This is a genomic window from Clostridioides sp. ZZV14-6154 (assembly GCF_020657785.1).
In the GTDB taxonomy this organism is placed as follows: domain Bacteria; phylum Bacillota; class Clostridia; order Peptostreptococcales; family Peptostreptococcaceae; genus Clostridioides.
Window position 1 is genome coordinate 1323179 of sequence record NZ_JAGWCY010000001.1, and the last position, 17954, is coordinate 1341132.

The 17954-nt window shown below is 27.2% G+C and carries 7 protein-coding genes, 1 tRNA gene and 2 rRNA genes; all 10 read right to left on the reverse strand.

Annotated features, from left to right (window positions below):
* Window positions 1–19: 19 nt before the first annotated feature.
* Complete coding sequence (gene addA / locus KGF45_RS06490; protein WP_227827004.1) at window positions 20–3847, reverse strand: helicase-exonuclease AddAB subunit AddA; 3828 nt, start codon at window positions 3845–3847, stop codon at window positions 20–22.
* A complete protein-coding gene (gene addB / locus KGF45_RS06495) occupies window positions 3847–7314 on the reverse strand; it encodes a helicase-exonuclease AddAB subunit AddB (protein WP_227842000.1) in 3468 nt (1155 codons plus the stop codon). The genes addA and addB overlap by 1 nt, the downstream gene beginning before the upstream one ends.
* The gene (locus KGF45_RS06500) at window positions 7304–8134 is read right to left on the reverse strand and encodes a PD-(D/E)XK nuclease family protein (RefSeq protein ID WP_227842001.1); all 831 of its coding nucleotides are present in this window, start codon (window positions 8132–8134) and stop codon (window positions 7304–7306) included. The genes addB and KGF45_RS06500 overlap by 11 nt, the downstream gene beginning before the upstream one ends.
* A 145-nt stretch (window positions 8135–8279) precedes the next feature.
* Entirely contained in the window at window positions 8280–10499 is a 2220-nt protein-coding gene (locus KGF45_RS06505; RefSeq protein WP_227827001.1) for an ATP-dependent helicase, read from the reverse strand.
* A complete protein-coding gene (locus KGF45_RS06510) occupies window positions 10492–12408 on the reverse strand; it encodes a hypothetical protein (protein ID WP_227842002.1) in 1917 nt (638 codons plus the stop codon). The genes KGF45_RS06505 and KGF45_RS06510 overlap by 8 nt, the downstream gene beginning before the upstream one ends.
* A gap of 246 nt (window positions 12409–12654) precedes the next feature.
* A complete protein-coding gene (locus KGF45_RS06515; RefSeq protein WP_227842003.1) occupies window positions 12655–14679 on the reverse strand; it encodes an N-acetylmuramoyl-L-alanine amidase in 2025 nt (674 codons plus the stop codon).
* 518 nt (window positions 14680–15197) lie between these two features.
* Window positions 15198–17219 (reverse strand): N-acetylmuramoyl-L-alanine amidase, encoded by a 2022-nt coding sequence (locus KGF45_RS06520; RefSeq protein WP_227826998.1) that lies wholly within the window; start codon window positions 17217–17219, stop codon window positions 15198–15200.
* Between the two features lie 268 nt (window positions 17220–17487).
* Window positions 17488–17604: ribosomal RNA gene (rrf, locus tag KGF45_RS06525) — 5S ribosomal RNA — on the reverse strand.
* Window positions 17605–17612: 8 nt separating this feature from the next.
* A tRNA-Gly gene (locus KGF45_RS06530) sits at window positions 17613–17686 on the reverse strand.
* 92 nt (window positions 17687–17778) lie between these two features.
* Window positions 17779–17954: ribosomal RNA gene (locus tag KGF45_RS06535) — 23S ribosomal RNA — on the reverse strand; the annotation flags it as partial.

Genomic DNA, 17954 nt, shown 5'->3' on the forward strand with positions numbered 1-17954 from the left:
CTAATTTATATCAAAATAATTAATAACAAACAGCCTCATCAACTCCAAATAAATATATACATTTTTCTTTTACTGATTTTCCAGTTAAAGTTTCAATAACATCTGCATATAAGTCTAATTGTTTTTTATATTTCTCTATTATCTGATTTATATTTTCCTCATTTACAAAATCTGTTTTATAATCTACTAAAACTATCTGATTATCTTCTTCAAAATAAGCATCAACTATACCTCTTAACATGACACTTTCTTTGTCATAAATTTTCTTATCATCATTTTTTATCAATTCTTCATAAATATATATATCTTTCATATTTACTTGTGCATAAATTGCTTTTTCTCTATTTATAAGTTCAGCATTTAACATCCTTTTTCCTATGTTAGATGTAAAAAATTTATATATTTTATAAGGATTTACTATACTAGCTTGCTTTTCTGTTATTATACCCTTTGAAATAAAACTTTTTATTTGCATCTTTATATCATTTATGTTGTTTACCTTCTTTAAATCTAAAACTTCCATAACTAAGTGAATTATTGTACCTCTTTCTGCTCCATTTATTTTTTCTTTTTCTTCATCATTTTGAATAAATAGAGGTTTTTTTAAGTTTATTTTTTGTTCAAATATAGTATTTATCAACTCTTCTTCATAATTATTTTGTATCTTTTTTATTTCTGTAACCGATATACTAGCAGGTTTTTTTGTACTAAATTCATATGGGTATATATAGTTTAACTTTTCTTCTATTTCAGTATAATAATCGCTATCAGGTTCCTCTACATCTATTTTTTCAAGAACTTCTTCAATACTTTCTTTTTCTTCATCATTTTTCTTTTGTATTAAAATATCATCCTTATTCCATAACTTTCCATACCATTTTGAATTATGTTCAACATTAAATGGTACATCTAATCCCATATCTTCCAATAAATTAGATAAATCTTTATGTTTTAATACACAAGGCATTATCCAATCTAAGAAATTCTTACTTTTTAGTATTTCATATTGTGATATTGTATCTAAATTTTCAATTCCACTACACCATTTTTTCATGCTATCTTGTACATTTCTAGTAGAGCCTGTTATAATCAGTTTCTCTTTTGCTCTTGTAAATGCAACATATAATACTCTCATCTCTTCTGATAAATTTTCTATATTTATTTTACTTTTTAGTGCTTCTTTAGCTATACTTGGAAAAGAAATTCGTCTCTCATAGTCCACAAACTGAGGTCCATATCCTAAGTTATGATGATATAAAATACTCTTTTTAAAATCTTGAGTATTGAAATTTTTTCCCATAGCAGAACATATAACTATTGGAAATTCTAGACCTTTACTCTTATGGATACTCATTATTCTAACAACATTTGCATTTTCTCCAAGTGTTTTTGCACTCCCCATATCAGAGCTAGATTTTTTTAATTTTTCTATAAAGTTTACAAAATTGAATATTCCCTTAAAGCTAGTCTCTTCAAATTGTTTTGCTCTCTCAAAAAGTACTTTCAAGTTAGCTTGTCTTTGACTTCCACCTGGTAATGCTCCAACATAAGCATAATATCCAGTTTTTGTATATAAATACCATATAAATTCATCTGTACTCATGTACATTGATTTCTCTTTAAATTCCTTTAGTTTAATCAGAAAGTCTTTACTTTTATTTATACATTCTTCACTTGGTACAAAATCCGACTTACTTTCATTCTGTGAATCTGTAAATTCATCATACTCTGATGTACTCTCTAAAACTTCATAAAAAGTTTTATCTTTATTTTGAATTCTAATGTCAATTAAATCCTCTGGTGTAAATCCAAATATAGGTGACTTTAACACAGCTATAAGAGGTATATCTTGCATTGGATTATCTATTATCTGAAGTAATGATAGTATTGTTTTTATTTCAATTGTATCAAAATATCCCACTCCAACATCAGCATAAGTAGGTATATCCATATTCATCAACTCATCTGCAAACACAGGTGCCCATGCAGATGTAGCTCTTAAAAGAATCACTACATCCTTAAATTCCACAGGTCTATAGGCATCAATTCCTTTATCATAAACTTTTTGAATCTTTCCATATTCATTGGCTTTCATTAAATCCTTAATAATCTTTCCAACCATTCTAGCTTCAAGTTGTATGTTGTCTAGTTCTTCATCTTCTTCTGCTTCATTTTCTTCATTATTAGCATTATTATCTTTATTGTTTATAATATCATTACTAGGTTTAGTATTTTTTTGTATAAGGTGTATTTCTGTTGCTCCACCGACAATAGAGTTCTCCTCTAAATCTGATTTAAAATCTGCACCCAAATTAAGTCTTTCTTTTTCTGTATATTCAATCTCTCCTATATTCTCATTCATTATATTTTCAAATATATAATTTACAGAGTCTACAACTTCTTCCCTACTTCTAAAGTTTTTATAAAGCATTATCTTTCTGTGAGAACTTCCTTTTTCATCTTTATAGTTATTGTACTTTTGTAAAAACAACTCTGGTTTTGCTTGTCTAAATCTATATATACTTTGCTTTACATCGCCAACCATAAATCTATTTGGAGTCTCTATGTTTGCCACAGTTTTAAGAAGTACTTCTTGTACAAGATTGCTATCTTGATATTCATCTATAAATATTTCATAGAAATTATCTCTATACCCCATAGCTATATCAGAAGGTATGATATTTCCGTTCTCATCTATATTCGTAAGTATATTTAAGGCAAAATGCTCTATATCATTAAAATCTATTATTCCTTTTTCATTTTTCTTATTGCTGTATTCTTCTTCAAATCTCAGAACAATATTAGAGATTGGTTTAACTATATTATAAAGATATTTAATTTCATCTTTAATAGATTCATTATCTTTATTAAACGTAGAATTTATTATACTTTCTAAAGATTTTTTAATTTTGTCTCTTATTGCTTTTGCTTTTTCTTTTGACTCTTTTATATATGAAGGAGCATCTTTTGGTATCCTTTTTATACCTTTGACATAGTTTTCAAAAGACATACTTGACATCTTCTTATATGCCTCATTCCATGATTTATTACATGCTTCTGAAATATCGACCATTCTCTTATATTCAATCGACAGCTTCTCTGTAAAAGTTTCTAGTTCATCTATTGACTTAACTTCTTTTAAGGCCTTTTCCATATTTGAGCAAATTCCATCAATTTCTATTTTTACAGTATCTAATATAGCTCTAGCCCAAATAGATTCTGAAAAATCAAAATCCTCATCAATGTTAAATCTCTCTGCTGAATCAATAAGCCATTTTTTAGGCTCAGGAGAAGCCATTGCAAATGAATATATTCCTAGAATAATATCCTGAACTTCTTTGTCTCCTCCTCTTTCTGCATAACTTTCAACTAAATTTAAGAAACCCTCATCTCTTTCTTCATATAATTTTTCAAATACTTCTTCGATTGCCTCTTGTTTCAAAATAGCACATTCAGTTTGGTCTCCTATTCTAAAATTAGGGTCTAAGTTTATTCTATGAAAGTTCGATTTTATAACATCTAAACAAAATGAGTGTATTGTTGTAATACTTGATTTATTTAATAAAACAAGTTGATTTTGTAAATGCTTATTTTCTGGATTTTCATCTAATGCTTTTCCTATAGCATCACCTATTCTCTCTCTCATTTCTGATGCAGCTGCATTAGTAAATGTAACTACTAATAATTTATCTATATCAATTGGATTTTCTCTACTTGTTATCATTTGAATTATACGTTCAACCAGTACTGCTGTTTTTCCCGACCCAGCAGCTGCTGCAACAAGTAAATTACAGTCTCTACTTTCTATAACTTCTGTTTGCTCTTTTGTCCATTTAGGAGAACTCATCAATCAACATCTCCTTCCATCATTTTTATTATCTCTTCATTGCTCTTATTATTTAAAATTTTATATTTATTATCTTTCATAGTTGAATCAAATTGACATATAGCTGAATAATCACAAAAATCACATGATGTTCCCTCTTTATGTTTATATGGAGATATCTTTATTTCACCACTTAACATTTCTTCACATAAATCCTTTATCGCATGTTTTACATATTTTCTAAGTAACCTAAAATCTTCATAACTTACTGTAGATGTACTTTTACCTACATTTCCATCCTTTGTAAGACCTACTGGTATTACTAAGGAATTTTTTCTTTCTCCATCTATTAATGATTTATCCATCTCTTTTATTATATGAGAATCCTTTACCACAAGCCCCTTCATTCTAAGTTCTTTTAGTATAGCTTCTTGAATTTCAGTATCATCTTTATCTTCATTAAACTTTGCTATTGGATTATTTATTCTACAATATAATATTGCCGCTGGATTTAAATTTATATCTTCTTCTTTTACACTTTCAAGGATTGCATCAAGATACACAAGTAATTGTAATTGTAGACCATAGTATATCTCTGTTAAATTTATAGTTTTATTACCTGATTTATAATCTACTATTCTTATATATTTGTTTTCACCTTCTTCAAATTCATCTACTCTATCTATTTGACCAATTAAATTTACTTCTTCTCCATTATTCAAAACTATTTTTATAGGAGGGTATTTACCATCTTTACCAAATTTAACTTCATAATCTACAGGTTCAAATGAACCTTGTTTTATCTGTTGGCTAATTATATTTATAGCTGTTGTAAGCATATTCTTTAATCTATATGCAAGATATTTATATCTTTCAGAACTATTTAATATATACCCTGGTATCTTTGAGATTATTTCATCAACTATAATACCTACCTTTAGTTCTATATATTCCTCATCAATATCTTTCCACAATAAATTATCTTGTGATAGCTCTTTTGAAAATCTATCTAAAATATTATGAACAAAGGTTCCTAAATCTGGTGGTGTAAATGAATATTCTTTACGCTTCCTAGCTTTAAGACCGTATTGTATAAAATAAGCAAATGGACACTCTGCATATTTTTCAAGCCTAGACACACTAAGAGAATTACTTTTATATAATGACCTTATTTTTTTCTCTTCAATTCTATGAACTTGATTAGTATAACTAAGACCTTTTATAACTTTTTTTGTTATAGAACTATACAGTTCATCCTTTAGATAGTATCTATATATATCTAACCAGATACTATTAATTTCTTCTTTGATGTACTCATCATTATCGTAGTTTTTTATTACACTTATAAGCTCATTAAATGTAGGTGATTTTACAGTTATTTTTTTAAGTATATCTTCATTAGTTCTTTTATCTTCTTCTATTAAATAACTTTTATTTTCTATATTTGGGAATATCTTCTTTAATCTTGATATAATTATTGAAGGTCTAAGTGTCTTACCTTCATGGTCAGATATAGGATATGTTATAATTAAATTTTCAGATGTTGAAGTAAGAGCTTTATATACTAAAAATTGTTCTTCAAAACTTTTAGTTTTACTATCTATATCAACTTCAATACCTTTATTTCCAAGACTTTCCCTATCATTATCACTTAATATTCCACTATCTTTTGTAATTAAAGGAAATACACCATCAGTAGTTCCTATTAAGTATAAGTATTTTGTATTTGGATTTTTCATTCTATCCACACTACTTACAAGTACTTGGTCTATACTAGGAGGAACTAGCCCTAACTCATACTCATCAAATCCAAGAGTTATTAATTTTATAAATTTTTCTAAGGATATTATTTCTTCACCCATAAGTTCCACCATTTGGTCTAAAACATCCACTACTATATCCCAAACTTGTGAATACTGATTAGCAACGTCAAGTTCTCCTTTATCCTTAAAATTTACTATTAAACTCTCTATCGTTTCTGGCATACTTATATCTAGTAAAAACTCATATATATACTTACAAATTTCTTTTACTCTATTTTTTCCTTTTAGTTTTTCTTGTAAATTTATTATTGGCTCTAATACTCTATTTTTTATCTCATTTATTTTATCTTTTAATTCTAACTCGAACTCACTTTCTTCATTAGAAAGACTTTGTGTTATTCTATAATCCCATTTTTCATCAAACCATTTCTTACCTTTAATTCCATTGGCTAGTACATAATTTTCCAGCAAATTTATATCATCATTATCAATTCCTATAAGACCACTCTTTAAATACCTAAACATAGTTTCATATCCATATCGTCTGTTTTTCATTTCTAAAGCTGAAATAATTAATATGACTATTGGATTACTTTTTGCCTCTCTCTTTTTATCTATAAAGTTAGGTATATTATACTCATTAAATATAGAATGTACCAAAAAATCATATCTATTTAAGTCTCTTGTAGCAAGAGTTATATCTCTATACCTAACATTCTTGTCTCTAACCAAATGTACAATTTCTTTAGCTATTTCTTCTACCTCTGAATATAGATTATTAAATTCTTTTATTTTTATATTTTTAGTTGGATTTATATATGTTTTATATGGATAAGCATTATAAAATTTTTCTAAATGTTGTAACTCTTGAATTTCTTCAAACCTTTTTATAACGCCTGTATTCAAATTTACTTGTGGTAATATTTTTATTCCTTCTTCATTACATAATTGAGTTAATTTTGAATAAGTAAACTTAGTTCTAGAAAATACATCTGTTTTACTATATCCAATATAATTAACATTATCTACAGTCAAAGATATGCTAACATCTTTAGCTTTATTTAATATACTTTTTATAACATTGTATTGATTTGGTGTAAAACCTGTAAACTCATCTATATAAACATAAGCTCCTTCTAAATAGTTACTCAATTCTATTTTGCCTGATAATGAAGTCAACATATCTTGAGCATCTATATAATTTTCATGTAATTTTCCTTCAAAAGAATTATATATCTTACTTATGTCTTTTAATTTTAAACTTAATGTCTCATTTTCTAATTCTCCAGATATGTTTTCTAACATTTCAGGGCTTATATTGTACTGTTTCATTTCTGATATCATATCTGTAATTGAACTTACAAAACCAGATTGTGACTTTGATTTTGAAAATACATTTAACTCTTCACTTACACCTTCTATCGCTCGATACACCATCATTGCTTTTCCACTAGAATTTATATTTACATCTGTTAATCCTCCTGTTTGAGAAAAAACTATGTTGCTCAGTGTTTTAAAACTAAGCACTCTAACTCTTAAATACTTGTCCTTTTCTCCTCCTAAAAATAGTTTGCTTACTCTATTTTCAGCTTCAAATGTATACTGTTCTGGAACTAAAAGTATAACAGATGTCATTTCATTTTTTTGAGATTCTTTTTTAATTTCATCTAATATATATGTAGATTTTCCACTTCCACATCTACCTAATATAAACCTAAGTCCCATAAATTTCCGCCTCCAAAATACTATAATCTATTTCTTTGCCATTGCATAATTTATTAAATTCACAATACTTACAATGACTTTTATTTCTATAGCACATACGTTCTTCTTTATTATATACCTTTTCTATATTATTGTATAGATTGTGTTCGTATGTATGTTCTTCATAATTAGTACTTTTTATCATGTTTATATAGCTTTGAATTTTATTTCTATTTGTCTCATGTTTTTCTTCATTATATGAGATATTAATTGGCAAATCATCAAATTCAGGTTGGTAATATTTCATACTTATATCTTTAACATTTACTTCTATTTTTAAAACTTTCGGAATAACTTCTTTTGCCAAAAACATATAAACTATTGTTTGAATCCTACTTTCTACATTTTTATGGTTAATCTTTTTAGATTCAGTTTTCCAGTCCCATACCTCTATATTTCCTTTTCCAATTACAATTAAATCATACTTTGCTTGTAATATGTCCCCATTTAAATTCATCCTTACTTCATATTCTGGTAAATATATTTTTTCTTTTTCGATGGGAACAATTTTTTTTATATTCTCAATCCATTTTAAAAATCTTTTACTATTTTTGTCATCTTCATTAAAATAGATTCCAAGTGGTATATTACTAAAGTATCTTTCACAAATTAAATGAAAGTCTCTTCCAGTTTTTAAACTATCATAATACTCTCTACTACCTATATCATCATTTTTCCAATTTATTTTATCAATATACTTATACTTAAATTTTAGTGGGCATGACTTATATGTGTTAATTGAATTTTGACTATAGGAAAAATATTTTAATTTATCATTCAATCATATCACTTCTCTCTTAACTTTATTTTTTAATAACTATTTATTATATATTAATTTGGCATTCTTTAAACAACATAGTAACTGAACTCATTATATGTTAACTTAACTTTCTTTCAACAATATATCAACTTAACTCATCTATATGTTAATTTGACCTTTTCTCAATAATATGTCGATTCAGCCTTCTTAAATAGACACATGGTTTCTGTTCTTTTCTTTTATTTCCTATATCATTTTCATCTCTATAAGCACTCCCTGAAAGTACTAACATCTCCTTTGCCCTAGTGATTCCTACATATAAAAGTCTAATCTTCTCATTTATAGAATCAATTTTAGTTTGATAAGCGTAATCAGTTGAAATACTCCCTTTTAGTATAGCTTCAATTTCTGACTTAATAATAGCCATTGGGTTTTTGTATTTTTCTTTTAAGTACCATTTATCACTCTGAAATTTCTGAGTAATATTGTCAGGGAAATTATATTCAACAAGACCTAATAAAAACACACAATCCCATTCCATCCCCTTTGATTTATGATAATTACATAGTGTTATGCTACCAGGTTCTGGCTCATATCCATTTATCTCATAAACTACATCTATTATGTGATTAAACACCTTATTTTTAACATCAAATAGAACATTGTAAACATCCTCTAAGTCCATATATATATTTTCCGAAACTAAATACTTTATATAAAAAGATATATAATCTAATACTGCCTTATCCTCTTTTTCTAAGTTAAGCTTTTTACCAATAAATAGTATCAGCAGGTCTAACCTTATTATTGGGTATTCTAATATCTGTTTTATAATATCTATACCATCTTTAAAACTTGTATATATATTGCTTTCCTCATTAATTTCTAGTGGTTCAAATTTATCTTTATTAAATTTAAAATCATATATAATTTCTTCTGTTGTATAGTTTTTTAATCCGTCTAAAAAATTCTTTTCTTCTATTTCATTATCTGTATTTATAAAAACCTTATCAAGTACGGTTATTAATTTTTCTATATCATCACAGTTTAGCATAAAATCTATAATAGAAGCTATGTTATTTATAACCTTCCTTTTACTTAAAGAGTTTGGACCCAATTCTTCAAATGTTAGATTATACTCTCTAAGTTCCTTAGCAACTTGTGTAACTTGTTCATTAAATGGAACTAGTATCCCTATACTCTTATCTGGATATTTCTTTTTTATACCTTTAACATATTTAGCAGTTTGTTCTATTTCATTTTTCCAACTATCATACCATTTTACATTTATATTATAATGCTCTGGATTAGGGTTTTCTTTATATCCCACTCCAGTTGGAACAGTTTTTATTTGCATATCCTCAAGAGCATATCTACATTCTTCTTGTTTAAATTCTTTTGTGACATACTCTACAAGTGTATTTGCTAAATCTAGTATATCTTTTGAACTTCTATTTGACATATCCATCCTATAACAACACTTTGCATTTTTTACAAATTCTTTAAAAAACTTAGGGTCTGATGATGAAAATGTACCTGTTATACTCTGATTTATATCTCCCACTCTAACTAAATTATTGTTTTCACTCGATATAATTTTTATTATATTCCCTTGTATTTCATTTGAATCTTGACATTCATCTTCAAAAATATATTTATATCTAGTTTGGAATTTTTTTCTAAGTCCTTCATCTAAGCTTAAAGTTTTTTCTGCTAAAATTAATATATCATCATAATCTAGCAAGCCATTTTGCTTTAATTTTCTATCATATAATTTGTATATTGGCAAAATCACTTTAAGCATGCCTTTGTGTCCTCTTGATAGTATCTCTTCAAGCTTATCTGGAGAAATTCCCTTGTATTTAAGTTCACTTATAGCATTTCCTGCAAATTCAAAAAAACCTCTCTCCCAAGCTTCAAGAGTTATCTCTTTCCATCTCTCATCTTTTTGCTCTTTTAGAAACCATCTAAATGCTCTTTCTCCTCCATCAAATCTAAATTTATTTATACATTCATTTAATATAATACTTTTTTGTAAATCATCAGCTATATTAAAATCCTCACTCAACATTACTATTTCGGGTTTTTCTTTTATTATTTTTACAGCTAGACTATGTATAGTCATTACTTCATATGAGTTAATATCGTCTATTTCGTTTTCTTCAAGTATTTTTTTTATTCTACCTTTAAAATTATTTACAGCACTATTCATATATGTAAGAACTAATATTTTACCACCTTTATGTTTCTGTTCAAGTAGTAGTTTAGCTACTAAATTTGTTATTATAAATGTCTTTCCAGCCCCAGGAACTGCTGGAACTGCCATAGTTCCATCCTCATAATTTATTATTGGTATTTGGTCTTCTCTATAATTTATATTAATCATAAATTTTATCCCCTTTATGTGAGAGTTTCAAAAGTATACTATATAGCATACTTTCTTGAATATAACCATTAATTGTGTATTCACTCTTATATGCATAAACTTTATTTGCACTTAACAATAAATTATATATTGTATTATATAGATAGTATTTCTTGTAGTACTCTTCCATTTCATTTGTATAAATTTTTTTCTCTTCAAAAGATTTTCTAAGTACAATTAAATTACTTATATCTTTTTCTATTTTCATATTCCAAGAATTACTTCCTATATCTACCCATATTTGAATACTTCTATCTATATTTGATGATATATATGAATAAGGAGTCGTTATTACTATTTTATCTTTGCTTTTTAACTCTTCTATATCAATAACAGAATAATAATCATTTATTGTCGTCTTTAAAGCTTCTATAAAAATCTTTTCCTCTTTCAATCCAAGTAGGTCTGCACTTTCACTAAATGATTCACTTTCAGCTATTATTTGTTTACATAGGCCAACATTCTTTTTACCACCTTTTAAATTTAACATTTTATCTATATAAAACTGAATTAAAAATTCATGTATTTTTATGTCACTTTTCTTCTTTTCTTCAATATACTGTAAAATATCACGATATTGATTATATCCTTCTATTTTATCAACTTCTAAATGCCTTGTCTCTTTAAAAATCTTAAATGCTTTTATTCTGTTTATGTCTAAAATGGTCTCTAAAAAACTTATATATTCTTCATCTTTTATAAAGTCTAAATATCCATAAAATATGCAAGTAGCAACCACTAGAGCATTTCCATATGGATAATCTATAGCTTTTTTATCTTTTTTAGTGTTAAAAACATCTATATTTCTTTCTCTCAAAGAATCCTTAATTTGATACTCCAATATTGTATTGTTTATAGGTGATATAATTGCTATATCTTTTGGAGATATACCACTTTCTATAAGAGTTATAACCTTTTCACTCACTAAATCTAACATTTCATTATACAGTTGACTTGATTGATTTAATTCTATACTTGAAGGTAATAAATATAAATCTTCTATTTTTATATTACTTTTTTTAAAGTTAATTTCTTCTTTAAATTTAATTTTAGATATTATCTTTTCATTTATATAATCCATGTCAGTATTGTTAAACACAGAATAATCTTTACTAAAATCAAAGAATATATAGCTTTCTAATACATTACTTGATACCTTTTCAATAAAATCTACTTCTGCATTACTTGAATTTTCAAGACTATCAACTACTATATATCTCAATTCTTTAAGTAAAATTTTTAAATAAAATTCATCATTAAGAAGGTAATTATTATATAGATACACACTCAATGCATTATCTAACATTGAATTTGAAAGTAATGTATTTATGTAATATGATATAATTTCATCCATCTGAGTATATGAAAATCTATAGATACTATTTCTATTTTTCTTTGATGAATATATTTTTTCTCCAATAAAATCAAAGTCAATTAAATTAAATGCTGACTTATTTATATTTGTAATTATACTTTTTGCGATTGATTTATTTGTTCCTGTGATATCTTCAAAATATCCTTCTTTCACTCTTTTTTCCTTAACTTTTTTAATTATTAAATATTCACTTAAACTATTTGATATAAATGTTGGAGATATAGATTTTTTATTTATTCCTTCACATTTTTCTATTATAAGTGCCCAGTATTTTAATAATTCTTTTTTTACAAATCCTATATATGTTGTTATTTTTAATTCTTCACTATAATCTAATTCTAATGACCTCTCATATCTTATTCTAGTATTGTTATTTGGTACTAATAAAATAATACTTCTTGAGTTATTTTCAGTTCTATCTAACAATTCCTTATATTTACCTAAGGATTCATTTTCATCTTTTTTTAGACTGCTTTTTTTAAATAAATATTCCACATAATCACCTTCCTTAATTAAATTAAGTGTATATTATCTAATTATATCATATTGTGCATTTCTCAAAATACAATCAAATTATTGCATTTAACTACAAAAAAGACCATATATACACTGTTATGCATTCGTATATGCAACAATGTATATATAGTCTTTATATATTTACACACCCATATTTCAAATTATAGCTTTAATATAAACTCACAATCATAAATTTATATTAAATTTTAAGCACTCTATTTGTAATTACTTTAATGATTCTTCTATTCCTTTAGCTATTTGTGTGCCCATTTCTTTTACTTTTGCAGGTGAATTTACTAACTTCATATCACTTGCATTATCCAAAAATGCACATTCTACAAGTACTGCTGGCATATTATTAGTTCTTAAAACGTATAAATAATCTTTTGTAGGGTCATCTTTAAGTACTTTTGTTTTTATCCCTCTATTTTTAAGATTAAACTTCTCTAAAATTCTATTTAATATGTTTGTAGCTACAGTTTTAGTGGTTCCACCATTTTTATCTTTAAGCTTATAAAATACTTCTACTCCACGACCTTGTTTATTAGTAGAACCATTATAATGTATACTTGTAAATAAATCTGGTTTCAATGAATTAGATAGAGCAGTTCTACCTCCAAGTGATAAAGTCTTATCTGTATCTCTAGTCATAATTACATTTATACCTTTTGAACGTAAATATTCAGTTGTTGCAAGTGAAGTATTTAAAGCATAATCTTTTTCAAGGGCTCCTCCAAATGCTCCACTTACTCCAGGTGCTGAACCACCATGTCCTGGGTCAATCATAACTGTCTTTGCTCCACTATTAGTTTCTGGGTCTGTTGGTGTTGTATTATGCTTAGATAATGATGAAGCTATAGAATTCATCACCTTAGAAGTCAATCCGCCTCCTATCTTATACACTTTATTAGCAGACTTAGCTTCTAAATTATCCTTATGATATGCAGATACATATGTCTTTGGTGTTATAAGTATTGGAGATTTTAAACTAGCAGCTAATGGCCCTGCTGCTAAAGCATCAACAAGTACATCTGATTTAGCTACTAAAACAGCTTCTAATTCATCTTCTGTATAGAATTTTTTTATTACATTTGCATTTGTTTCATGTCTATCTGCTCCAGATACTCTATTATTAGCAACATTATCCTTAGTTATATCATTTACCTTATTGATAACATTTGTTGATATCATTTGAGAACCACCTATAAAATAAGCACTTTGTAAGTCCTCACTCTCCAGCCATTTATATGTAATATTTGTAATGCTATCTTTATCAGTCACTATAATCGGTTGCTTATCCTGACCTGCTTTTGCTGCTATAGTAAGTGCATCTAGTTCTCCTCCATCCTTACCATTTGTTATATACACTTTATCTACATCGTGATTTTTATCTATTTCTTTTGCTATCAATAGAGATGTCTCATATCTATTTGAGCCATTTATACGTGTTTGATTAGAATCTACAGCTGATTTTATCTGATTAGCACTAGTTTTAGAAATAGAATTCTCATCTCCAATTATAATTATATCTTTAGGATTTAGACGTTTTAATTCTGATTTTACACTATCAGGCACATTATTTTTTTCAACCAAAAGTATTGGTGCATTATATGTAGTTGCTAGTGGAGTTGATATAATACCGTCGATACTTACATCTCCATTTATTATAACTACCTTATCTGAACCATTTTTCCAGCCCTCTTTACTTATTTTAACTGCTGTTTCATATCTATCACTTCCTGTAAGTTCTGTAATAGGTGCAGAAGTCTTTCTCAAATATTTATTTACATCTTTTCTTGAAGTTATGTCTTCAATTATACATTCCTGTGTTACATTGTAGTCTTTTAAATTTAATCCCATCTTTTCTAAATCTTGTTTGTTTAGGGTTTTAGGATTATTTGCACTGTTTATTGTTATCCCTTGTAACTCCCACACATTTTGATATTCTGGATCTTGATTATAATTGATAGTTCCTTCATATGACCCAGTTGATTGATTGTAATTTAGAGTTGTATCTAGTGGCATGTCATAGCATTTATATTTTAATGTAATGCTATCAGCATCTGGCTTTTCTTTAAATTTCACACTTACTTTTGATGTACTTCCTAAAACTATACTTTTTTTCTCCAAATTTATATTTAAGTTATCATTATTTTCCATAGCATTAGACTCAGTAGCAAATGCCATTGTAGGTGCAACAATTGCCATTGAAAGAATTCCTGTTGTTAATAATCTCGTATTTTTTTTCATATTAATCTCCTTACTTAACATAGATTTCTACCTTGCTTTTTTAGTCTTTTTAATTTTTTAAAACACAGCAAAGTGTGTATGCCCCAAATTTGCAAAAATTTATTAAAAATTAAATTACAAAAAATAAACAATTACAAAAAATAAACACAATTAAATATATTTAATCATTTCTACTATATCATTTATTACCAAAAAAATCTATAAAAGACAAATAAAAACATATAATGATTATATTTTGTAGAATTTTATACCAATTTTTTGTAAGTCAATAAATATTGTTCAAGTCCTTGACCTATTAATATCGAGAAGTTAAATACATTGCTATACTCGTACCTTAATCCTATCAATCAGAACTTAACTACAAAACAGACTATGTATATGCTATTTGCACTTATATATGCAAAAATCTATACATAGTCTTTATTAATAACAGAATTATATTTTTATTTTATGAATTTAAACTAAATCTAAAGTCATAAATTAATTTATGCTGAGTTTTTAAGTATTTTCATTATATACTATTTTAATGACTCTTCTATACCTTTACCTATTTGTGTACCCATGTCTTTTACTTTTGATGATGTATTTAATAAACTCATGTCCTTCTCATTATCTAAAAATGCACATTCTACAAGTACAGCTGGCATATCATTAGTTCTTAAAACATATAAATAATCTTTTGTAGGGTCAGTTGATAGTGTTCTTGTTTTTATTCCTCTATTTTTAAGATTGAATTTCTCTAAAATTCTATTTAATATGTTTGTGGCTACAGTTTTAGTAGTTCCACCATTTTTATCTGCAAGTTTATAAAATACTTCTACTCCATTTCCAGTTGTATCAGATGCATTATAGTGTATACTTGTAAATAAATCTGGTCTTAAAGAGTTGGATAAGGCAGTTCTATTTCCAAGTGATAAAGTCTTATCTGTATCTCTAGTCATAATTACATTTATTCCTTTTGAGCGTAAATACTCAGTTGTTGCAAGTGAAGTATTTAAAGTATAATCTTTTTCTTTAATTCCACCTAATGGTTTACCTGTAGTTCCAGTATCTGAACCACCATGACCTGGGTCAATCATAACTGTCTTTGCTCCATTATTAGTTCCTGGGTCTGTTGGTGTTGTATTGTGCTTAGACAATGACGCTGCTATAGAATTCATTACCTTAGAAGTCAAGCCGCCTCCTATCTTATACACCTTATTAGCAGATTTTGCTTCTAAATTATCCTTGTGATATGCAGATACATATGTCTTTGGTGTTATAAGTATTGGAGATTTTAAACTAGCAGCCAATGGTCCCGCTGCTAAAGCATCAACAAGTACATCTGACTTAGCTACTAAAACAGCTTCTAATTCATCCTCTGTATAGAATGTTTTTATTACATTTGCATTTGTTTCGTGTCTGTCTGCTCCATATACTCTATTTTTAGTAACACTATCTTTAGTTATATCATTTATTTTATTGATAACATTTGTTGATAACATTTGAGGACCACCTATAAAGTAGGCACTTTGTAAATCCTCACTTTGTAGCCACTTGTATGTATCATTTGTAAGACTGTCTTTATCACTTAATATAATTGGCTGCTTATCTTGACCTGCTTTTGCTGCTATAGTAAGTGCATCTACTTCTCCACCATTTGCATTTGTTATATATACTTTATCTACATCATGATTTTTATCTATTTCTTTTGCTATCAATAAAGATGTCTCATATCTATTAGAACCATTCAAACGTGTTTGACTAGCACTTACAGTTGATTTTATTTGATTAGCAGTAGTTTTAGAAATAGAATTCTCATCTCCTATTATTATTACATCTTTAGGATTTAGACGCTTTAATTCTGCTTTTACACTGGCTGGTACATTGTTTTTTTCAACTAAAAGTATTGGTGCATTATATGTAGTTGCTAGTGGAGTTGATATAATACCATCAATACTTACATCTCCACTTATTATAATTACTTTATCTGAACCATTTTTCCAGCCTTCTTTACTTATCTTTACTGCTGTTTCATATCTATCACTTCCTGTAAGTTCTGTAATAGGTGCAGAAGTTTTTCTCATATATTTGCTTACATCTTTTCTTGAAGTTATGTCTTCAATTATACATTCCTGTGTTACATCATAATCTTTTAAATTTAATCCCATAGCTTCTAATTCTTGTCTGTCTAAAGTCTTAGGATTAGTTGCACTATTTATTGTTATACCCTGTAATTCCCACACATTTAAATATTCTGGGTCTTTATTATAGTTTATTGTTCCTTCATATAATCCAGTTGATTGATTGTAGTTCAGAGTTGTATCTAGTGGCATGTCATAGCATTTATATTTTAATGTAATGCTATCAGCATCTGGCTTTTCTTTAAATTTCACACTTACTTTTGATGTACTTCCTAAAACTATACTTTTTTTCTCCAAATTTATATTTAAATTATCATTATTTTCCATAGCATTAGACTCAGTAGCAAATGCCATTGTAGGTGCAACAATTGCCATTGAAAGAATTCCTGTTGTTATTAATCTTGCATTTTTTTTCATATTAATCTCCTTATTTAACACAAATTTCTATTTTATTTATTTTTTGTCCTACTTACTGTTAGAATTACTTTTAAAACGTATGTCAAAGTGTATCTCCCAAAAATTTTAAAGAAATTTATAAAAATAAACTTACAAAAAAACAAAAAAAATTAAATATTTAAATATTTAATTATATTCACTATATCATTTATTGCCAAAAAAATCTATAAAAGACAAATAAAAACATATAATAATTACATTTTTATAAAATTTTATACAAAAAAAGATTACGTGGCTACGTCCTACTCTCCCAGGCAGTTTCCCACCAAGTACCATCAGCGCTAGAGAGCTTAACTTCTGTGTTCGGAATGGGAACAGGTGTATCCTCTCTGCTATTGTAACCACATAATCTTTTGGAGCGGGTGAAGGGGATCGAACCCTCACAGCTGGCTTGGAAGGCCAGAACTCTACCATTGAGCTACACCCGCATTAAATTTTTATAACTAGTAAAACCAGTTTCTTTAAAGTTAACACTCTAAAAACTACATATATATTTTAATCAATGAACATCAAATAAATATTGGTCAAGTCCTCGACCTATTAGTATCGATAAGCTAAATACATTGCTGCACTTACACCTTCGACCTATCAACCAGATAGTCTTTCTGGGGTCTTACCCTTGCGGTGGGAAATCTTATCTTGAAGTTGGCTTCGCGCTTAGATGCTTTCAGCGCTTATCCATTCCGTACATAGCTA